This window comes from Flavobacterium sp. H4147, assembly GCF_029360735.1.
In the GTDB taxonomy this organism is placed as follows: Bacteria; Bacteroidota; Bacteroidia; order Flavobacteriales; family Flavobacteriaceae; genus Flavobacterium; species Flavobacterium endoglycinae.
In genome coordinates this window covers 766,240-787,460 of the sequence record NZ_JARKNB010000002.1, presented here as the reverse complement: position 1 = coordinate 787,460, position 21,221 = coordinate 766,240, and the positions used below count along the sequence as shown (strand labels likewise).

The 21,221-nt window shown below is 33.3% G+C and carries 16 protein-coding genes and 1 pseudogene; 7 read left to right on the top strand and 10 right to left on the bottom strand.

What is annotated here, in order from left to right; translation table 11 throughout:
• Window positions 1-7 precede the first annotated feature (7 nt).
• The 9 genes from P2W75_RS11175 to P2W75_RS11135 form a co-directional block, all read right to left on the bottom strand.
• The gene (locus P2W75_RS11175; protein ID WP_276380546.1) at window positions 8-856 is read right to left on the bottom strand and encodes a sulfurtransferase; all 849 of its coding nucleotides are present in this window, start codon (window positions 854-856) and stop codon (window positions 8-10) included.
• An 18-nt stretch (window positions 857-874) separates the two neighbouring features.
• Window positions 875-1,732: a ThuA domain-containing protein gene (locus P2W75_RS11170; RefSeq protein ID WP_276380545.1), complete on the bottom strand. Its 858-nt coding sequence runs from the start codon at window positions 1,730-1,732 to the stop codon at window positions 875-877.
• A 2-nt stretch (window positions 1,733-1,734) separates the two neighbouring features.
• Window positions 1,735-2,124 (bottom strand): DUF1398 domain-containing protein, encoded by a 390-nt coding sequence (locus P2W75_RS11165; protein WP_207296834.1) that lies wholly within the window; start codon window positions 2,122-2,124, stop codon window positions 1,735-1,737.
• A gap of 76 nt (window positions 2,125-2,200) precedes the next feature.
• Entirely contained in the window at window positions 2,201-3,187 is a 987-nt protein-coding gene (locus P2W75_RS11160; protein ID WP_276380544.1) for an alpha/beta fold hydrolase, read from the bottom strand.
• Between the two features lie 103 nt (window positions 3,188-3,290).
• Window positions 3,291-4,124: a mechanosensitive ion channel family protein gene (locus P2W75_RS11155; RefSeq protein ID WP_276380543.1), complete on the bottom strand. Its 834-nt coding sequence runs from the start codon at window positions 4,122-4,124 to the stop codon at window positions 3,291-3,293.
• Between the two features lie 24 nt (window positions 4,125-4,148).
• On the bottom strand, window positions 4,149-4,541 hold the full coding sequence (locus tag P2W75_RS11150; RefSeq protein ID WP_276380542.1) for a hypothetical protein: 393 nt from the start codon (window positions 4,539-4,541) through the stop codon (window positions 4,149-4,151).
• A 12-nt stretch (window positions 4,542-4,553) separates the two neighbouring features.
• Complete coding sequence (locus P2W75_RS11145; protein WP_276380541.1) at window positions 4,554-4,991, bottom strand: thioesterase family protein; 438 nt, start codon at window positions 4,989-4,991, stop codon at window positions 4,554-4,556.
• An 89-nt stretch (window positions 4,992-5,080) separates the two neighbouring features.
• Window positions 5,081-6,343 (bottom strand): Na+/H+ antiporter, encoded by a 1,263-nt coding sequence (locus P2W75_RS11140; RefSeq protein WP_276380540.1) that lies wholly within the window; start codon window positions 6,341-6,343, stop codon window positions 5,081-5,083.
• Window positions 6,344-6,408: 65 nt separating this feature from the next.
• The gene (locus P2W75_RS11135) at window positions 6,409-7,065 is read right to left on the bottom strand and encodes a hypothetical protein (protein ID WP_207296828.1); all 657 of its coding nucleotides are present in this window, start codon (window positions 7,063-7,065) and stop codon (window positions 6,409-6,411) included.
• 320 nt (window positions 7,066-7,385) lie between these two features.
• On the opposite strand from P2W75_RS11135, the gene dnaK reads away from it, so the two are divergent.
• On the top strand, window positions 7,386-9,272 hold the full coding sequence (gene dnaK, locus P2W75_RS11130; RefSeq protein WP_207296827.1) for a molecular chaperone DnaK: 1,887 nt from the start codon (window positions 7,386-7,388) through the stop codon (window positions 9,270-9,272).
• 139 nt (window positions 9,273-9,411) lie between these two features.
• Here dnaK and P2W75_RS11125 read toward each other — a convergent pair whose 3' ends face one another.
• On the bottom strand, window positions 9,412-10,014 hold the full coding sequence (locus P2W75_RS11125; protein WP_276380539.1) for a hypothetical protein: 603 nt from the start codon (window positions 10,012-10,014) through the stop codon (window positions 9,412-9,414).
• Between the two features lie 167 nt (window positions 10,015-10,181).
• On the opposite strand from P2W75_RS11125, the gene corA reads away from it, so the two are divergent.
• The 6 genes and pseudogenes from corA to P2W75_RS11095 all read left to right on the top strand — a co-directional run bounded on the left by corA (window position 10,182) and on the right by P2W75_RS11095 (window position 21,218).
• On the top strand, window positions 10,182-11,255 hold the full coding sequence (gene corA / locus P2W75_RS11120; protein ID WP_207296757.1) for a magnesium/cobalt transporter CorA: 1,074 nt from the start codon (window positions 10,182-10,184) through the stop codon (window positions 11,253-11,255).
• 67 nt (window positions 11,256-11,322) lie between these two features.
• Window positions 11,323-13,416 carry a phosphate acetyltransferase gene (gene pta / locus P2W75_RS11115; RefSeq protein WP_207296756.1) on the top strand — a complete coding sequence of 698 codons (2,094 nt, stop codon included), beginning with the start codon at window positions 11,323-11,325 and terminating at the stop codon, window positions 13,414-13,416.
• 99 nt (window positions 13,417-13,515) lie between these two features.
• A complete protein-coding gene (locus P2W75_RS11110) occupies window positions 13,516-14,706 on the top strand; it encodes an acetate/propionate family kinase (protein WP_276380538.1) in 1,191 nt (396 codons plus the stop codon).
• A 14-nt stretch (window positions 14,707-14,720) separates the two neighbouring features.
• A pseudogene (locus P2W75_RS11105) lies at window positions 14,721-15,146 on the top strand (DUF3995 domain-containing protein).
• 68 nt (window positions 15,147-15,214) lie between these two features.
• On the top strand, window positions 15,215-17,959 hold the full coding sequence (locus P2W75_RS11100; protein ID WP_276380537.1) for a histidine kinase: 2,745 nt from the start codon (window positions 15,215-15,217) through the stop codon (window positions 17,957-17,959).
• A 244-nt stretch (window positions 17,960-18,203) separates the two neighbouring features.
• Complete coding sequence (locus P2W75_RS11095) at window positions 18,204-21,218, top strand: SusC/RagA family TonB-linked outer membrane protein (protein WP_276380536.1); 3,015 nt, start codon at window positions 18,204-18,206, stop codon at window positions 21,216-21,218.
• Window positions 21,219-21,221: the final 3 nt, after the last annotated feature.

Genomic DNA, 21,221 nt, shown 5'->3' with positions numbered 1-21,221 from the left:
TAAAATATTATTGATTCTCTTTTAACGCCATTTCGCGGTCGTTTCTAGACCATTCACTCCAAGAACCAGGATATAATTTCGGAATTGGAAGTCCTGCATAATCTATGGCTAATAAAGTATGGCAGGCTGTAACTCCTGAACCGCAATGAACTATTGTGTTTTCTGGTTTTTTATCTCCAAGAATGGCTTTATATTTTGCAGCCAATTCATCAGCTGATTTAAACAATCCGTTTTCGTCTAAATTTTCAGTTAACGGAACATTGACCGCCCCAGGAATATGTCCTGCAATTAAATCTAAAGGTTCTGTTAGACCGTCATATCTGTTTTTATCTCGAACATCAATTACGATATTTTGATCATTTTTTCGAGCTTTTTCAACTTCTTCAATATCGGCTAGAAGTAATTTCCATTCTTGAGAAGGGTATGTCGTTGTTTCAAAAGTCTCATTTCCAGAATTTGTTGCAAAACCTGCTTGAATTGCCGCTTGATAACCGCCGTTTAAAACTTGAATTTTTTCATGTCCAATTGCGCGCATCATCCACCAGAATCGTGCGGCGAAATTAGAACCGTTTTTATCATCGTAAACGATAACATGATTTGAAGGTGAAATTCCTAACGCAGAAAGTGTTTTTGAAAATTCTTCGGGTGAAGGCAAAGGATGTCTTCCGCCATTAGCAGGATTTTCTTGAATATGGGCTAGATCACGGTTTAAATCGACGAAACGAGCGCCTTTTAAATGTTCCTTTTGATAGTTTTCAAAAGTATTTGCACCCGCTCGGGCATCGACTAAAATGATTTTTGAAGCGTCTAATTCAAGTAATTCTTGCGCAGTGATTAGTGGAGAAATTGTAGCCATTTTTTTTTTTTTTTTGATTTATTTTTTCTTCGAACTTCCCATCCAAAGCAAGGTGTTTAATAGTAACTGACTTTGTGTTTTGTTTTCGAAAGTGTACGATAGGGTTTTGTTAGTGCCGCCTTCATAATCGATATCATTATGTCCCATGTTTACATACAACATTTTGTAATTTTTATTGGTCCAAACTACCGGATAATAACCGCTATGCCAGATTTCATGTTGTTTTGGTCCTGTTCCTAAAGGGAAACTGCTTTCATCGATTGCCAAAAGAATTTTTATGTCAGGATTTTTGGTTAAATCATTCGACCAGCGGTACCATTCATTTGGAGCAGAAGTAAAAGTTTTAGGAAGCTTTTTAGTTACAGGATGCTGGTTTTCAACTCGTAAAACAGCAGAAGTCGGCCTCCAAGTATTGCTTCCATATTCGCCTGAACCTAAAAAAGTATTGTGATACCAATCCCAGTTTTGCGGATAAGACGAATTATTTAAGGCAAAAGCAGAGAAATGAAACCCAATAAAACCACCGCCATTTTCCATGTATTTTTGAAAAGCTTCACGTTGTTCCTGCGTTTCGGGTCTTGTATCTAGAAATAAAACGACTTGATAATTGGCAAGGAATTTAGCGTTGAGATTGTTCCAATTGTCTGTCGAATCGTAAACAAAGTGATTTTTTTCGGCTTCTTTTGGAAACCATTTATTTGCTTCATGCACAAAACTAATATGTGCCTGATCGTTCTTTGCGGTGTAAAAAGCAATTACTTTAAATTTTGGTTTTTCTTTTTTATCCTGAGAAAATCCTGAAAAAAAAACTAAAAAGAGTATTAAAAGAATACTCTTTTTAGCTGCCGAATGCAGTTGTAAATTTTGATACGACATATTTAGTCTGGAATTTTTTCGATTAATATTTCATTTCCAGCCATATCGAAATAAGTGCAGGTCATTTCTACAATATCAACTCTCCATTTTGCAATACCGCATTGTCCTGCATGATTGCAAAAAGTAAGATAATCAGTTTCTCCATGCTGATGTTTTACCAGAAATTCTATAAAAAGTTCTTTATTAGGAGTTGCAGCAATCGAAATCGGGTTGTATTTTTCGTCAGATGTAACTGAATAGCCGTTTACGCCATAGTATTCAACGTGTCCGTCATTTACGAAAGTGTCGTATCCTTTTACTCCCAGAATTATTAAATCCTGAATGTAATTTGGAAAATCTTCTCCGCTTTTTACTTTAGCATGGGCTTCTTTGATTTGTTCTACTGTAAACATATAATTTTAGTTTTTAGATTAGTATAGTAAAAGGTTTTGTTTCGCGTTAATTGAATTTTGCCTTAAAACCAAAAAGTTATTTCAAAAATACGATTAATGGTTTTATAAATTGGTCAAAAGATTCGATATGGGGTAAATGTCCTGTATTTGGAATTTCGACTAATTTGGAATTCGGAATTGCTTTTTGAGTTATCTTACCTAATTCGGCGTAGTTTCCCATTGTTTTTTGAATTTCGGCAGAAACTAACGGTTTTCCTAAAGCGGTTTTATCTCTTGTTCCAATGAGTAATAATGTTGGGCTTTTAATATTTTTAAATTCATATAAAACCGGCTGCGTAAAAATCATATCATACAAAAGAGCAGAATTCCAAGCTACTTTATTATAATCTGGAGCTGTTGTCCATCCTGCGCCTAATTCTGCCCATTTTTGGTAATCGGCATTCCATTTTCCATCGTAATAATTAGCCATTTGGTATTTTTTAATGGCTTCATAATTTTGTTTCAATTCTGATTCGAACCACCAATCAACAGGTTTATAAGGTACAATACGTTTCCAATCTTCTAAACCAATTGGATTTTCTAAAATAAGTTTTTCAGCTGTTTCAGGGTACATCAATGTAAATCTTGTGGCCAACATACCGCCCATAGAATGACCTAAAACGGCTGTTTTTTGAATACCTAAATGATCGAGAAGTTTTTTGGTATTTTCGGCAAGCTGCTGGAAAGTATATTGAAAATTATCTGGTTTTGAAGATTTTCCAAACCCAATTTGATCTGGAACAATAACCCGAAAACCTTCTTTTGTCAGAGCTTTAATAGTGGTTTCCCAATAAGCCCCATTAAAGTTTTTTCCGTGAAGCAGAAGTATGTTTTTATTATTATAATTATTAGGTTTAATATCCATATAAGCCATTTTGAGATCTTGGCGCTGATTATTTAGTTCAAGAAAACTAACTGGATAAGGATATTCATAATTGGTTAAGTTGATATCTAATGGCTTTATCTTTTCCTGCGAAAAGCAAAAAAGCGGTAATAAAAGTATGAAGAGTTTTATGGTTTTCATTTTTTGAAGCAGTTTTCAGGTTAAGAATTATAAATTTACCGCTTGCATTTTTAAAACCAAAAAATAGATTCTTAAAGTTATCAGAAAAAAAATGAGAACGGATTTACTTTTTTAGCGTTACCACTCTCTGAGGATACGGAATATCAATTCCAGCTTCGTCAAAACGCTTTTTAATACTTTGCAATAAATCACAGTACAATACAAAAGCATCTGTTGAATTTTTTGCCCAAGCCCAAGCTTTTAAAGTGACATTGGAATCTGCTAGGGCGACTACTCTGGCAATTACCAAAGGTGCGTTTTGTTTTTTATTTTCGGCAGTTCTCGTGTCAATAAACAGCGGATGTGCTGCCACTTCTTCTTTCATGATTTCCAACGCTTTTTCAAGATCAGATTCGTAACCAATACCAATTTCAATTATTTTACAGCATTTGGTGTCGTTCATATTAGTGTTTACAATAATCTGGGCACTGATAACCGAATTTGGAATGATAATGCGATTGTTTTCGGAATCTTTTAAAACTACTTGCCTAAGATTAATATCTTCAACAACACCCACAAAATTATTGATTGTTATTTTGTCATTTATTTTGAATGGTTTGAAAATAACGAGAAAAATACCGCTTACAATATTGCTTAAAGCTTGCTGGGAGGCAAGACCGGCAACTAAAGAAATAACTCCAGCGCCTGCTAAAAACGAATGTCCGATGATTTTAAATTCGGGAATTTGAATCAAAGCAAAAGCAAATCCTAAAATGTATATTACTGTGATAATAAAATGTTTTAGGAATTTAAATCCTGTTACATCATATTCTTTCTGGCTGAGTTTGCGATACAGGAAATAGCGAAGAACTTTGTCTGTAAAAGCACCTAAAATAATGGTAGTAAGGATAATTATTGCAATTATAATTCCTATTCTAAAGTCGGCAGTGAAATCCATTTTGGATGAAAATTGATATTGGATTTATTGTAATTGGATGATCGATTCTATAAGCCAGATTTCATTTGTTTTTTTTAAATTAAATTCAAATGGCGTAACAGTGTTTTGATCTAGTGACACGATAATTTTGGCAGTTGAGTCGGTTATTTCTTTTTCATAATAAACAGCTTTTTTTTCTTTGTTTAAAAACCTCTTTTTTTGATTATCAGTAAGACTTTTTTCCATTTTTTTCAACGTTTCTAAAGTCAGTTGATTCTCTTTGGTAGGAATCAATAATTCTTTAGCGGCTTCAAAATCAAAACGGTTTGTGGCTGCTAAATACGCTTCAACAGTTTCTTTTGGAGATTTTGCTTCTTGATGGGATTTACAGTTTGTAAAAAGTGTCAGAATAACTAAAAAAGAAATAACACGCCTCATAGTAATTATGTTTTAAAATCCCACAAAATCATCGCTTTTTGGGAAAATACTCAAAGCTTGAATAGCAATTTCTGGAGTTGGAGAAGCCAGTTTTCGTAATTTGGTATCCATCCATGCGCCGTCAACAGTAATGGTAGCACAAAGTGTATCATCTTCTCTTCTAAATTCGTGAATAATAGACCAGCGTGAAGCATCAGATTTCATTTTTGATGTTTTGGTATGAATGAATATTTTATCCGAAAGTTTTAATTCTTTTCTGAAAACACATTCTTCTCTAAACAAAACGGGACCAAAACCTTGTGTCTGCATTACTTTTAAAGTTAAGCCCAATTCTTCAAGGATTTCTATACGATGCTGTGCGCCAAAATCGTAATAGGCACTATGACGAACGTGAAAATTTGGGTCAAGATCTGACCAGCGAAAAGATATTTCTTTAACAAATGATGCCATTTTTTCTAATTGTATTTTTTTATTGATAAACCGAAATTACGAATAAAAAATAAACAAACATGACAAAATTACTATGCGTGCATATTTTTTTAAATTGAATTATTATTGATGTTCAATTTTTTTACAATCCATGGCAGTGTAAGTCCTTGTCCAATCAATGTTAAGAGTACAACAGCCACAGAGATGAAAATTATGGCATTCCTTTGCGGAAATTCTTCTCCGTTTTCAAGTACTTTGGGAAGCCCAATCGCAATAGCAAGAGAAACAATTCCCCGCATTCCAGACCAGCTTAAAATAATACTGTTTTTGGTATCGAGAAGTGCATGCTCGCTGATTTTTCTTTTTCGCTTCGTATTCTGAAAAGCTTTTTGCAGATTTACTTTTTGAAGAAATATTCTTATCATTCTAATTAATAGTGCTACAATAGTTATAATTACAGCATAACCAATATAAGGCAGAATCATTTCATCATCTATATTCTTTAATACATAACGGAAATTGAGTCCGATAAGGATAAAGATCAACCCATTCAATAAAAATATGATTATATCCCAAAGGTTTCTGGAATTGTTTTTTAGGCTTTCAGGGAAAATTTTGTTGCTTAAACGTGCAATTTTCAAACCTAAGACTACAACTGCAATTACTCCAGATACATGTAGGTTTTCGGCAATTAAATAGGCTACAAATGGCATTAAAAGCATAAAGCTGATGGTAACATTGGTATTTTTATGAACTTTTTTGAGAATAATCGCCAGTATTTTTGCAACAACCAATCCCACTAAAAAGCCTCCGCCCAATAAAAGTACAAATTCTAAGGTTGCTTTCCATATTATAAAAGTTGAGCCCATAACGGCGGCTACAGCAAAACGGTAGGCAACCAGTGCAGATGCATCATTTATAAGGCTTTCGCCTTCAAGAATAGTCAATGTTTTATGAGAAAGGTTTAAGCCTTTTGTAATGCTTATGGCTGCAACGGCATCTGTGGCAGAAAGTATAGCACCCAGAACAAATGCCAATGGCCATGTCATATTAGGAATCATAAAATATGCTGCAGCTGCGATTCCTGTTGCCGTTAAAAATACAAGCGAAATGGCTAAAGTGCTGATCGTATTGATATTTGTTTTGAAATCTTTGGGAGAAATATTAAAAGAAGCATCATATAACAAAGGCGGCAGGAAAATCAGGAAAATGATTTCGGGATTAATTTCAATTTCGGTCATGGTTGGAATAAAACCAATGGCAACTCCCACAATAACCAAAAGAATAGGGTAGGGTAATTTTGCTTTGTCGGCAAAAGATGATAATCCTATTACGATTGCCAGAATAAAGATAATAATGCTGTAATTCTCCATTTTTGTAATCTAGAAAAATGCGAATGTAAGTATTTCGGGAAATTAAAAATAAAGATTTTGGGTTTTTAATTTCTGTCAGCTGTTAAGAGATAGCTGTCTTTTTTTTCCCATTTTTTATTTACAAAGCTGTATAAATTCGCGTAGAATTCATATTTTCCAGGCTTTGCAATTAAATACAATACTAGAGCATTGGTGTTTTTATTAAAATACAGCGGTTTGGTAAACTGATAAATTTCCTGTTCCTGCAACGGAGTGTTGGCTCTGATAATATCGATTCTTCTTGAAATTAAAGCATCTAAAACATCTTCTGAAGTATCAGCATTCGGAACCACATTCGAACCCAGATTTTGATGCTGATAGGATTTAAGAGTTACAAAAGTAATATCGGTTTGTTCTGGAAATTTCTGCAATGCGTCTTTTTGTATTTTAGACTGGATTGCAATTTTTTCTGGTGCAGTAATTTTTTGTTTGGTGCTGTCTAGAATTTTCCATGTTTTTTCAAGGATTGTTTTCAGACCAATTGGAGTCCCGCCATAAACTTTATAATTCGAAGCGTCAAATGGCTGTTCAAAAACTAAAATATTTTGATTAGGATTAGATTTGCTGGTATTGATTATCTCTGTAAAAGAGAGCGGGAAAGTTATAGACTGTTCTACTTTTGATGTTTGGGCTTTTAAAGTTGACAGAATAAGTAAAAGAATTATTATTGACAGTTTTTTCATAGAATGCTTTTTAAATGATAGTGACTGGTTTTGAATAATATGGCTTAAAAATAACGTATAAATTCTGAAGTTTCAAATAAAAAAGAAGAATCAGGATTTTATTTTCTAGATACTAAAAAGTAATGAGAAGCTTTCTCAAATCAATGACACACAAATTGAGGTTTGCCATACATGTCAGGGATAAAAAATGTCATGTTGTCAGATGATTAATTGGTGTTTACAGTAAAACTGACAATTTACTTTGGTTTTTTATATTGGCACAATGATTGACTTATGCCACCTGAGTTATGAAAATTAAATCAAAATTAAATATATAAAAAATGGGTAAAATAATCGGAATTGACTTAGGTACGACGAACTCTTGTGTTTCTGTAATGGAAGGTAACGAAGCAGTTGTTATCCCTAACGCAGAAGGAAAAAGAACTACACCATCTATCATCGCTTTTGTTGAAGGTGGCGAAATTAAAGTAGGTGATCCTGCAAAAAGACAAGCAGTAACGAATCCTACAAAAACGATTGCTTCTATTAAACGTTTTATGGGACACACTTTTGCTGAAACTGAAGGAGAAGCAAAAAGAGTTCCTTACAAAGTAGTAAAAGGTGACAACAATACTCCACGTGTGGATATTGACGGTCGTTTATATACTGCTCAAGAATTGTCTGCAATGACACTTCAAAAAATGAAAAAAACTGCTGAAGACTATTTAGGTCAAACAGTAACTGAGGCAGTTATTACAGTTCCTGCATACTTTAACGATGCTCAGCGTCAGGCTACAAAAGAAGCTGGAGAGATCGCTGGTCTTAAAGTTATGCGTATCATCAACGAGCCAACTGCTGCTGCACTTGCTTACGGATTAGATAAAAAAGGAAATGATCAAAAAATTGCTGTTTACGATTTAGGTGGAGGTACTTTTGATATCTCTGTTCTTGAATTAGGAGACGGTGTATTTGAAGTATTATCTACAAACGGTGATACTCACTTAGGTGGTGATGATTTTGACCAAGTTATTATTGACTGGTTAGCTGACGAATTCAAATCTGAAGAAGGAATTGATTTACGTTTAGACCCAATGTCATTACAGCGTTTAAAAGAAGCTGCTGAGAAAGCTAAGATTGAATTATCATCTTCTGCTGAAACAGAAATCAACTTGCCATACGTAACTGCTACTGCTTCTGGACCAAAACACTTAGTGAAAAAATTATCTAGAGCTAAATTTGAGCAATTATCTGATTCTTTAGTAAAACGTTCTATGGAGCCAGTTGCTAAAGCATTAAAAGATGCAGGTTTATCTACATCTGATATCGACGAAGTAATCCTTGTAGGAGGTTCTACTCGTATGCCAAGAATCGCTGACGAAGTTGAAAAATTCTTCGGTAAAAAAGCTTCTAAAGGAGTTAACCCAGATGAGGTTGTTGCTATTGGAGCTGCTATTCAAGGTGGAGTTTTATCTGGAGATGTAAAAGATGTATTGTTACTTGACGTAACGCCTCTTTCTTTAGGTATCGAAACTATGGGTGGTGTATTGACTAAATTAATCGAGTCTAACACAACTATCCCAACTAAAAAATCTCAAGTATTCTCTACTGCTGCAGATTCTCAACCATCTGTTGAAATCCACGTATTACAAGGAGAAAGAGCAATGGCTGCTGATAACAAAACTATCGGTCGTTTCCACTTAGATGGTATTCCACCAGCACCAAGAGGAGTTCCTCAAATCGAAGTAACTTTCGATATCGATGCTAATGGTATCATAAAAGTTTCTGCAACTGATAAAGGAACAGGAAAATCTCACGATATCCGTATCGAAGCTTCTTCTGGATTAACAGCTGAAGAAATCGAAAAAATGAAAAAAGATGCTGAAGCTAACGCTGATGCTGACAGAATCGCAAAAGAAAGAGCTGAGAAATTAAACGAAGCTGACAGTACTATCTTCCAAACTGAATCTCAATTGAAAGAGTTAGGAGATAAATTGACAGACGATCAAAAAACAGCTATCGAATACGCTTTAACTGAATTGAGAATGGCTCATCAATCTCAAGATCTTGACGCAATCCAAAAAGGATTAGACAATGTAAATGCAGCTTGGAAAACAGCTACAGAAGCAATGTACGCTCAAGGCGGTGATCAAGCAGGTCAACAAGCTGCTCCACAACAAGAGCAATCTGGAGACAATGTTGAAGACGTTGAATTCGAAGAAGTAAAATAATTTACTCGTAGAGACGCACAGCAGTGCGTCTTTACAATTCAATATAAAACCGAGTCAGAAATGGCTCGGTTTTTTTGTGCTCATTTTTGTGCGTGTTAAACCCGACAGGTTTCTAAAACCTGTCGGGTTTTCTATGCGATTATAGATTCAGATAATTTTCTACAAAACTCAAATTTCCCTTTTCCTCATGATAAGATTTTAAATTGTCAGTATTTTTAAACAATAGAATAACTTCCTCTCTTTTAAGTTTTGTTGGTTTTTCTGAAAGACAAGTAAGATAAGAACTCCACGGATATTCAATAGGATGTTCGCAAAAGCCATGATTTACAGGATTATTGTGGATATATTTTATAACAGAACATAAATAAGACGCATTATCAATTAATTTTCTTTTAAATGGTCGTTCGAATAGCGCTCCATGTCTGCTGTAGCTCTTATTAATGGCTTTTGTGTAAGCATTAAATAAATTTCCAAAAGATTGATGTGGAGCAATTATTTTTACCGTATTCTTTTCTTTCTGATGCTTTAGAATTTCGTCTGTCGTTTTAATTCTTACTAATAGATGAAAATGATTTTTAAGTAAGCACCATGCATATGTTTCTGCAATCGGATCAATGTGTTTGCTATAAAGCATTAAAAAATATTGATGGTTTCGATTTTCTTTAAATAGATTCTCACTATTGATTCCGCGATTGTAGATATGATAGAATTTTCCAAATTCTAGAGATTGTGTTTGTTGCATAATAGTTTTATCAGAAACCCGACAGGTTTTAGAAACCTGTCGGGTTTAATTACGCAAAAGTAATAAAAAGATTACATTGTTAATTAACGAAGCTTTTCCACAAACTGATAATTGTCATTTCCTGTTCAGATTCTTTTTCGTAATATTACTATTGTAAATTTTCATCAATGAGAAAGATCAAATACAAAAAAGGACGCAAGCTGCAACACATTACATTAGAGTATACTGGCGCTCACAAAGAACATGAATCCGAGATGCAGCTTTTTGTGTATAACGATGCAGATGTTGTCGAATATGATAAGTTTACCATTCTAGCTTTAAATTCTTGTTTTGATTACACCAAAAACAATTGGCTCAATATTCACGGTCTAAACGATATTAATCTCATTAAAACCATTGGATCGCATTTTAAATTGGATGATTTTTTATTGGCTGATATTTTAAATACAACCAAAAGAACAAAATTAGAAGAACAGCAGGATGTACTGTTTTTCAATATAAAATCACTGCTTCCTTCCGAATATTCAGATAACATTAGTGTAGAACAAATCAGCTTTATTCTGAAAGATGGAATCCTGATTTCTTTTCAAGAAAAACGAAGCGATTTCTTTACCCATATCCGCGAACGTATCCGTACGCATGCAGGAATTGTCAGAACCAAAAAAGTGGATTATTTATTATATCTGCTCTTAGACGCCGTAATGGAAAATTTCTATATTACGCTGGAAGATGAAGAAGATAAAATCGAAGAATTAATCAATTTGACTAAAATGGATGCCAAACCAATTGTTTTAGAAAAAATTGAAAATCACCGTGATAACTTAAGTTTTTTAAAACGTTCTATTGTGCCGCTTCGAGATTCATTGTATTATCTTAAAACGAAAAAAGATGATGAAGATGAAAACGACTTAATACAAAAAGAAACATTTAATTTTTTTATCAGACTTCATCAAAAAAGTTTGGAACTTTTAGAACAGATTGAATCGGACATGAGCGCATTAGAAAGCGCATCAAACTTTTATTTTTCGGAACAAAGCCGAAAAATGAATGAAATCATGAAAACGCTGACGATTATCTCAGCAATATTTATTCCGCTTACTTTTATAGTAGGAGTATACGGAATGAACTTTGAAAATATGCCTGAACTCAAAACCCAAAACGGATATTTTGTAGTTATGGGTATCATGTTTTTGCTGGTAATAGCCCTAATCATATATTTCAAAAAGCGACGCTGGTTTTAACTTTTGTTTGTCTATAAGAAATTTTGATTTTGTATAAATTTGTTATTTAGAATAAATATAAATAATTATGAGTAAAGCAATATATATAGCCACTAGTGACCAAAATAGTGGTAAATCAATTATAACACTCGGGTTAATGAGTATTTTAATTGGCAAAACGGCCAAAGTAGGTTATTTCAGGCCTATAATCGAAGATTTTGTGGATGGTGAGGTAGACAATCATATCGAAACTGTTTTGTCGTATTTTAACCTTGATATAGCATTTGAAGATGCGTATGCGATTACCAAAAGCAAGCTGATTAAGAAAAAAAATAAAGGAAAAATAGGAGAGGTCTTAGACACGATAATCGAAAAATATAAAAAACTCGAAGAGCGTTTTGATTTTGTTTTAGTAGAAGGAACCAGTTTTACCGGAGAAGGAACTTCTATTGAATTAGACCTAAATGTTTTAATTGCCAAAAATCTCGGTATTCCAACCATTATTGTAGGCTCAGGTGTTGGTAAAACGCTTGAAGAGTTATTAGACAGTTTGTATTTGGTATACGACTCTTTCAAATTAAAAGAAGTTGAAGTACTATCGGTTTTTGCCAATAAAGTGCAACCTGAAAATATAGAACTAGTTACCAATAGTCTGCAGAAAACATTGCCTTCACATGTTCTGATAAATACAATTCCGTTAATATCCACTTTGAATAATCCAACCATGCAGGAAATTGTAAATGTATTGGATGCAAAAGTTTTGTTTGGAGAAAATTATCTCAATAACGAAATCGGTCATTACAGCGTTGGAGCCATGCAGCTTCATAATTATTTGGTTCACCTTCATGATAATGCCTTGGTAATTACACCAGGCGATCGTTCGGATATCATTTTAGGAGCTTTACAAGCCAATGAATCAGTAAATTACCCAACTATTTCGGGAATTATCTTAACAGGAAATATTGTTCCAGAAGAAAGTATTTTGAAACTTATCGAAGGACTTTCTGCCATTGTGCCCATTATCACGGTTGACGGCGGAACATATCACATAACTAATAAAATTGGCTCGATAAAATCTGAGATTTATGCCAACAACACCCATAAAATTGAAACTTCAATAACCACTTTTGAAAAATACGTTAATAACGACGCTTTATCGGAAAGATTAATCACATTTGAAGCAGAAGGTATGACACCAAAAATGTTTCAATATAACATGGTTAAAAGAGCGAAACAGCATAGAAAGCATATTGTATTGCCAGAAGGAAATGATGATAGAATTATTACCGCAGCATCAAGATTGTTAGATATGGATGTGGTTGATATTTCTATCATTGGAGATAAAAAACAAATTGAAAGCAAAGTTCTTGAACTTGGAATTACATTGGATTTTTCAAAAGTAAATATCATCAATCCGAAAGAATCAGAGCTTTATGAAGATTATGCGAATACATATTACGAGCTTAGAAAAGCCAAAAACGTAAGTATTACTATGGCAAGGGATTTAATGGAAGACGTTTCATATTTCGGAACTATGATGGTGTACAAAGGTCACGCGGACGGAATGGTTTCTGGCGCTGCGCACACTACACAACATACGATTTTGCCGGCACTTCAGTTCATTAAAACAAAACCCAATTCATCTGTAGTATCTTCTGTATTTTTTATGTGTTTAGAAGATCGAGTTTCGGTTTTTGGAGATTGTGCCATTAACCCAAATCCAACAGCAGAACAATTGGCAGAAATTGCCATTTCATCAGCTGAATCAAGTTTAGCTTTCGGAATTGAACCAAAAATTGCCATGCTTTCCTATTCTTCAGGATCATCTGGAAAAGGTGATGAAGTAGATAAAGTGAGAACAGCAACTGCAATCGTAAAAGAAAAAAGACCAGATTTAAAAATCGAAGGACCAATTCAGTACGACGCGGCGGTAGATTTAAGCGTAGGAAAAAGCAAAATGCCAGATTCTGAAGTAGCAGGACAAGCAAGTGTATTAATTTTCCCTGATTTAAATACAGGAAATAATACGTACAAAGCCGTTCAAAGAGAAACTGGAGCTTTGGCTATCGGCCCAATGTTACAAGGTTTAAACAAACCTGTAAATGACTTAAGTCGTGGCTGTACCGTTGATGATATTATCAACACAGTGGTTATTACAGCGATCCAAGCGCAGGGAATGTAAATTCAATTACAAATTGAGAATTAAAAATTAAAAAATAGTTTGAGTTTATTAAAAACTCAGCACCTTATAAACTTAGCATCTTAGTACCTTTAAATAAAAATGAAAATACTTATCATAAACTCAGGAAGTTCTTCAATAAAATATCAATTAATGGTAATGCCGGAAAACGAAGTAATTTGTTCTGGAATGATTGACCGAATTGGTTTAGAAACTTCAAATGTAACCTTTAAAACAAAAGCAGCTTCTCACGAAGAAACACTTGCGATTCCGAACCATAAAGTAGGTTTACAAAAAGTAGCCAATATGCTTTTAGACGCTGAAAAAGGCGTAATTAAATCAACTTCAGAAATAGCAGCTGTTGGACATCGTGTCGTACATGGAGGAAGCGATTTTAGTGATACCGTAAAAATTAATGATAAAGTAAAAGAAAAAATTAAGCAGCTTTTTGAATTGGCACCTTTGCATAATCCTGCCAATTTAGAAGGAATTAATGTAGCAGAAGAAATCTTCAGTTCGGCAGAACAAATCGCGGTTTTTGATACTGCTTTTCATCAAACAATGCCTGAAGTAGCTTATAAATATGCTATTCCAAATTATCTTTTAACCGAAAATAAAGTACGTGTTTACGGTTTTCACGGAACGAGTCATAAATATGTTTCTGAAAAGGCGATTAGTTACTTAAAAAACAATTCTAAAATAATTACCATTCATTTAGGAAACGGCTGTAGTATGGCAGCTATTCAAGACGGAAAATGTATCGATACCTCAATGGGATTTTCGCCTTCAAATGGTTTGATTATGGGAACTCGTGCTGGAGATATCGATCAGTCTGTTGTTTTTTACATGATTAAAAATTTAGGCTATACTCCAGATGAGGTTAATGCTGTTTTACTAAAACAAAGTGGTATGCTTGGACTTACGGGCTACAGCGATTTACGTGATATTGAAGCAGAAGCAGAAAAGGGAAATAAAGATTGTAAGCTGGCTTTGCAAATGAATGCGTATAGAATCAGAAAAACGATTGGTGCTTATGCAGCAGCTTTAAACGGTTTAGATGCTATTGTTTTTACTGCAGGAATTGGTGAAAATTCTTCTTTTATGCGTAATTTGATTTGTACTGATATGGATTATTTTGGAATTGAAATAGATGCATCAAAAAATCAAATTCGTTCTAAAGAATTACGAGAAATCAATTCTGAAAACTCTATTGTAAAAGTATTGGTTGTGCCAACAGATGAAGAATACGAAATTGCCAATCAAGTATATCATTTATTAGCCGATAAGCTTTAAAAACATCTCAAACAATGGCAACGATCATTGCAGTACTTTTGTTTTTAGTATTTCTTTTTCTTTCATTACTCCATTTTTACTGGGCTTTTGGAGGAAAGTGGGGAACTGAAGGTGTGTATCCAACTACAGATGCTCAAACTCCGCCTCGAAATCCTGGAATACGATCTACTCTGATTGTTGCTTTTGGTTTGTTTGGTTTCAGTATTTTTTATTTAATAAAAGTCAATATCATTTTTATCGAATTACCTTTATGAATTGAGAAATACGGACTTTGGATTTTAGCCGCTATATTTATGGTACGAGCAATTGGCGATTTTAAATATCTTGGCTTTTTCAAAAAAATAAAAAATACCAAATTCGGACAAAACGATACTCGTTATTTTGCTCCTTTATGCTTTTTAATTGGTGTTCTAACATTACTGATGATCTCTTTCAGCTAAATCCAATCATGTTTTTAAAGCCGAAAATTCAATATTTGTGAGTATCTTTGGATTTAAATCCGAATATCTTGAAATCGATACTTTTAAAATCAGTTTTCTTCTTTTTCATTGCTTTTCACATTCAAGCACAAGAATTACTTCCTTTCGTTGAAAATTACAACAAATCAGATTACCAAGGTGACAACCAGATTTGGAATGTCGCGCAGGGAAAAGATAAAGCCATGTACTTTGCCAATAACCACTATCTGCTTCGGTATGATGGTGTGGTTTGGGAAAAATACGCGCTTCCTAATAAAACCATTATTCGATCCATATTAATTGAAGACGACCGCATTTATTCAGGTTCGTATAAAGAATTTGGCTATTGGAAACGCGAAAATGGTAAAATGAACTATGTTTCGATTACTAAAAACCTCCGCTTATTTGACGAAAAAGACAATGAAGAAATCTGGAAGATTTTCCGATACAAAGGGTCACTTTACTTTCAATCCTTTAACGACGTTTTCATTTATAATGGAAAAAATATAAAAAAAATAAAATTTCCATTTCTAATTTCGTACTGTTTTGTAGTAGATCAGGATTTGTATGTAGCTTCTGTAAATAAAGGATTGTTTAAAATGAACGGTTCTAAAATTTCAAATCCAAAAGGGTGGGATAATTTAAAAAATACAGTTGTGCATGCTGTCGAAAAGCACGATGGACAGACGTACATTTTTACACAAAAACGAGGGATTTTTATTGTCGAAAAAAATGGTTTAAAAGCATGGAATAATCCGTTAAATGAAACCTTAAAATCAAACGGAATCAATGTTGCCAAATTTATTAGAAACAATAAACTCGTTGTGGGAACTGGAAATAAAGGCGTTTTTATCTATGATTTTAAAACAAATTCCTATAAAAATATTGATAGGAATAATGTTTTAATGAACAATTCGGTTTTAAGTATTGGTTTTGATAAAGAAGAAGATTTATGGCTTGGACTCGATAACGGAATTGCACATGTTGAGGTAAATTCACCAATTTCGTTTTTCTATGATAATTCTGGGATTTTAGGTTCCGTATATTCTGTTGCAACGACGAAGAAAGGATATCTAATTGCATCAAATCACGGAATTTTCGAATTCGATTCGGGTAATTTTAAAATGATGCCCAATACGCAGGGACAAGGCTGGAATATTACCAAAATAAATGACAAATATATTATTGGTCATAATGACGGAACTTTCTGCTATGAAAACGGAGCCTTAACCAAAATTAATAATGTAAGCGGAGGATGGAATTTCTCAAAAAGCATTATTAATGATACTTATTTTCAATCAACTTACAGCGGTATTTTGGTTTATGACGATGCTTCAGATTTTAAAAAAAGTAAAGTAATTAATGATTTTACAAAACCCATTAAATACGTAGCTCAAAATAAGAAAAACGAAATTTGGGCGGCCGATAATTATCGCGGATTGTACAGAGTATTACTTAATGATAATTACAAGACAAAGAAAATCGAAAACATTACACAGCAAAGCAAAATTAAAAATGATTTTGGCGTTAAAATTTTCGAGTTTCGAGATGAAATCCTTTTTCTTATAAATAACGTTTGGTACACATTCAATTCGCTTTCAAATAAATTAGAAGAAAATGAATTGTTCAATTCTAATTTCAAAAACATTTCAGATGTCATTGCTATCGACAAAGATCATTTTTTAGTACTTCAAGAGGGAATTTTATATCATATCTATGCTCATGATGGAAAATTTATCTGGAATATTATTCAAGAGAAATATTATAAAGGAAAATTAATTAATGAAAACCTGCGAATTTTTAGAAGCAACAATCATTATTTAATGAACCTTGACGATGGTTTTATTTCACTTCAGCTTGGGTATATCAACAGACAAAATAGAGGGGTAAAAGTAGAAGCTTATAATAACCATGAATTATTGCCTGATGAAGGAAAAATTAAGCACAACACCGAATTAAAAATAAACGTAATATCAGGAATTTACGGAGCAAGTAAACCTAATTTATTTTATCAGATCAATAAAGATAAAAATTACATTCCTATCACAAATGGTTCAATTGTACTGAACAATTTAGGCAGCGGTTCTCATTCTGTTGTGATTTACAAACATGATGGCGCAAACTATGATAAAGTGTCAAGTTTTGATTTTAAAGTGGCACAACCTTGGTATTTTTCATTTTGGATGATTCTGCTTTATCTTTTAGTAATTGCAGCGGTATTATTCTTCTATTATAAATGGAATAAACTTCGTTATACTCAAAAATTGAAATTACAAGCTGAAGAATTGAAGCATCAGCGTGAGATTCTAGAAATGGAATTGAAAAAAGAAAATGAATTAAATAGTCAGGAATACGAAAAGCATATTTTAGAATTAGAACTTCAAACAAAATCATCAGAAGTAGCGGGTAAATCGTTATCAATTGCCAAACAAACTGAGATGATTGATAAGATTCAAAATATTTTAGATTCAGAAAAAGACTTCGGTAAACTAAAGAGTGAAATCAAAAAAGCAATCAAGATAAACGAAGTAAATAAACACGAGTGGGAAATATTTGAAACGAATCTGAATCAAATTCACAACGAATTTATTGTAAACCTTTCTAAAAAATATCCAAACCTAACTCCAAAGGATATAAAACTATGTGTTTATCTAAAAATGAACCTTTCTTCAAAGGAAATTGCCCCTATGATGAATATCTCTTTTAGAGGTGTAGAATTACACAGATATCGTCTCAGAAAGAAATTAGGACTTAATCAAGAAGAAAACCTGTCAAAGTTTTTATTAAGTCTGTAAGATTTGATTTTGTTTTTTGCTGATCTTATATTTTTCGATACCATTTTTTATATAATTCCAATACATCATTACTACATCATAACGTTGTGTTAATGAAATTTAGTTAACATTTAATTGTTTGATTATCAATTTTTTGTAATTATATTTTAACATAATGATGTAGCTATGCTGTAGTGGTAAATGATGTACTACAACGTTGTAATTGCTTAATTTGGCTCTACTAACTTAAACGATTACAAACTGTATGAAAAATTTTATTTTTAGCTTATTTGTGCTATTAATGCTTCCGGCTTATATGTCCGGACAGGCACAAGCAATTAAAGGAAAAGTAGTGGACAGCAGCGGAATGGGAATTCCAGGAGCGATAATTGCTTCATCTGATGCTAGAGCCACTGCAGACGCAGATTTCGACGGAAACTTTACAATCAATGCAAAACTTGGAGACATATTAAAAGTCTCTATGTTAGGTTTTGATCCAGTTTCTGTACCGGCAACTGCCGCACCAATGACTATTACTTTAAAAGAATCAGGTGATACTGAATTAAAAGAAGTTGTAGTTATTGGGTACGGTACAAGAAAAAAAGTGGATAATACTTCAGCTGTAAGTTCTATTAAATCTGAAGAAATTACCAAAATGAAAGTAATTAACGCTTCTCAAGCTATTCAAGGTAAAGCCGCTGGGGTTCAAGTAGCTACTTCTGATGCCCCTGGTAGTACACCTTCAATTGTTATTAGAGGGGTTGGTACTGCATTAGGAGGAAGAAGTCCATTATACGTTGTTGATGGTATGCCTACTGATAATATTAATAATATCAACGCAAATGATATTACTTCATATGAAGTTTTAAAAGATGCTTCTGCGCTTGCTATTTATGGTACGAGAGGTGCTAATGGGGTTATCATGATTACTACTAAAACAGGAAAAGGAAAACTTGTAGTAGATATCGACAGTTATGCTGGTTTTAGATCACCTCTAAAAAAGGTAAAAATGGCCAATGCTGACCAATACATTCAGTATAATAATGCAGCGTTTATCAGCCAGTTTCCTGCTGGTAGATTTTCTCAAAATCAGCTTTATAACACAAATTGGTTTGATGAGATAACAAAAACAGGAGTGTATACTCAAAATAATGTATCTCTTTCTGGATCGGGAGAAAATATTAAATACTTTTTTAGTGTAGGAAACTACGAAGAAGAAGGAATTTTGAAAGGAACTGAATATGGACGTACAACTTTTAGAAGTAATAATGAGTACAAAATCTCAGAAAAACTTAAAATTAGCCAAAATTTTAGTGTTAGTTCTATAAAAAATACACCAAAGCCGATGTCTGCATTTACATCAGCTTACAGACAATCACCTTTAGTTCCTGTACGTTACCCTGACGGAAAATATGGAGTACCATTTATTTTGAATGGTGTTGTTGGTGAAACAGGTGATTCTTTTAACTCAGTTGGTAATCCTATTGTTGCTTTAGATTATAATAATGAGCAGCAAAAAACGGTTATGCTTCAAGGTGGTTTAAGATTAGATTGGGATATAATCAAGTCATTGAAATTCACCTCTCAATTTAATGGAGAATATTACACGTATAAGCAATATAATTTTGTAGACAATTTAGGTCTTTGGTTAGCTGCTGATCCAAGTAGAGTAGAATCTGCTTACGACAAAAAAAGTTTGAATACAAACACATTAACAAGAAATACAGACGATTATTTCAATTGGAATTTATCTAATTATTTTACATATAATAAGGTTTTTGGAGAAATTCACGATGTAGAAGTTACTGCTGGTATCGAAGCTAACGTTTTAGGTACAAGATCTAAAACGACTGCTGATATTAAGAATGTAAATCCTAATAGTAATTATTGGGGACTTGATGGTGTTGCCTATGCACAAAATGGAGGCGTTACTACCTATAAAGCTGTAAACGAAAATCAATCTAGATTAGCATCTTATTTTGCTCGTTTTCAATACAAATTAATGGACAGATACTTATTAACAGGTACTGTAAGACGTGATGGTTCTTCAAATTATTCAAGTGATTACCGTTGGGGTACATTCCCATCAATGGGTATTGGATGGATTGTAACAAAAGAAAGTTTCTTATCTGATATCAAAGGTTTAGATTTATTAAAACTGAGAGGTTCTTGGGGTAAATTAGGAAACCAAAAAGTGCCATTAAATATCCAGTCATTTACATCTGGAGTAGATTATAATGGTGGTTCAGGAACAACTATCAATTCTCAGATTGACCCAAGTTTATCATGGGAAATTGTAGAAGAAGCTTCTGCAGGTTTAGATGTTGAATTGTTTAATAGTAGATTAAAAGGATCATTTGATATTTATAGTAAAAATACTAACAATGCTATTTTGAATGTTAAGCCTTATTCTACATCAGGAATTACATTAGAATCTCCAACACATGTTGGTGAAGTAACTAATAAAGGTTTTGAAATCGCTTTACGTTGGGATGATAAAATTACAGATAACTTAAGTTACTGGGTAGGAGGAAATTTTTCTCATAATAAAAATGAACTAGCTAGTTTGAAAAATGTTCAAATTGCAACAGTAAACGGAGGTTCATTAGGCAATGGTCAGGTTACAAAAATACTCGATAATACATCAGTTGGACAGCCTTTAGGAAGTTTCTATATGTATGAGTATGCCGGCGTTGATCCAGCAAACGGACAAATGTTATACTATACAGCAAACGGAAGTAAAGTGCCTCAAGGAGCTTTAGACCAAACTAAAGACAGAAAATATGTAGGTTCAGTTTTACCGACTTCTAATTATGGAGTTACCGTGGGATTAAATTATAAAAACATTGACTTTTCTGTAGACGGATATGGAGTAGGTGGATCAAAAGTTTATAACGGAAAAAAAGCACAGCGTTTTTATGGAGAAAATGTTGAAGCCTCTTTATTAAACAATATGTGGACTCCAACCAATACAACAGGTACAAATCCTGCACCATTTAATCAAGTTCCAGTAGCGTCAACTTATTATTTAGAATCTGGAGATTTCTTCAGAATCAATAACATTACTTTAGGATATAAGCTTCCTTTAAAAGAAGAAGGTTTCATTAACTACTGTAGAATTTATGTAAATGCTATGAACCCTTTCATTACTCAAAAATATTCAGGATTCTCACCTGAAGTTTTAGGAGATGGTCAGTTAGTAACAGGTACTCAAGGAGTTGAGTTAGATGCTTATCCAGCGTTAAAGACATTTGTAGTTGGTGCAAACTTAAAATTTTAATAT

Coding starts and splice junctions, on each gene's coding strand:
- P2W75_RS11095 (WP_276380536.1), top strand. CDS start 18,204: ATGAAAAATTTTATTTTTAGCTTATTTGTGCTATTAATGCTTCCGGCT.
- P2W75_RS11135 (WP_207296828.1), bottom strand. CDS start 7,065: ATGAAAAAACTGTCAATAATAATTCTTTTACTTATTCTGTCAACTTTA.
- P2W75_RS11110 (WP_276380538.1), top strand. CDS start 13,516: ATGAAAATACTTATCATAAACTCAGGAAGTTCTTCAATAAAATATCAA.
- P2W75_RS11165 (WP_207296834.1), bottom strand. CDS start 2,124: ATGTTTACAGTAGAACAAATCAAAGAAGCCCATGCTAAAGTAAAAAGC.
- P2W75_RS11140 (WP_276380540.1), bottom strand. CDS start 6,343: ATGGAGAATTACAGCATTATTATCTTTATTCTGGCAATCGTAATAGGA.
- P2W75_RS11125 (WP_276380539.1), bottom strand. CDS start 10,014: ATGCAACAAACACAATCTCTAGAATTTGGAAAATTCTATCATATCTAC.
- dnaK (WP_207296827.1), top strand. CDS start 7,386: ATGGGTAAAATAATCGGAATTGACTTAGGTACGACGAACTCTTGTGTT.
- P2W75_RS11175 (WP_276380546.1), bottom strand. CDS start 856: ATGGCTACAATTTCTCCACTAATCACTGCGCAAGAATTACTTGAATTA.
- P2W75_RS11170 (WP_276380545.1), bottom strand. CDS start 1,732: ATGTCGTATCAAAATTTACAACTGCATTCGGCAGCTAAAAAGAGTATT.
- P2W75_RS11150 (WP_276380542.1), bottom strand. CDS start 4,541: ATGAGGCGTGTTATTTCTTTTTTAGTTATTCTGACACTTTTTACAAAC.
- corA (WP_207296757.1), top strand. CDS start 10,182: ATGAGAAAGATCAAATACAAAAAAGGACGCAAGCTGCAACACATTACA.
- P2W75_RS11160 (WP_276380544.1), bottom strand. CDS start 3,187: ATGAAAACCATAAAACTCTTCATACTTTTATTACCGCTTTTTTGCTTT.
- pta (WP_207296756.1), top strand. CDS start 11,323: ATGAGTAAAGCAATATATATAGCCACTAGTGACCAAAATAGTGGTAAA.
- P2W75_RS11145 (WP_276380541.1), bottom strand. CDS start 4,991: ATGGCATCATTTGTTAAAGAAATATCTTTTCGCTGGTCAGATCTTGAC.
- P2W75_RS11155 (WP_276380543.1), bottom strand. CDS start 4,124: ATGGATTTCACTGCCGACTTTAGAATAGGAATTATAATTGCAATAATT.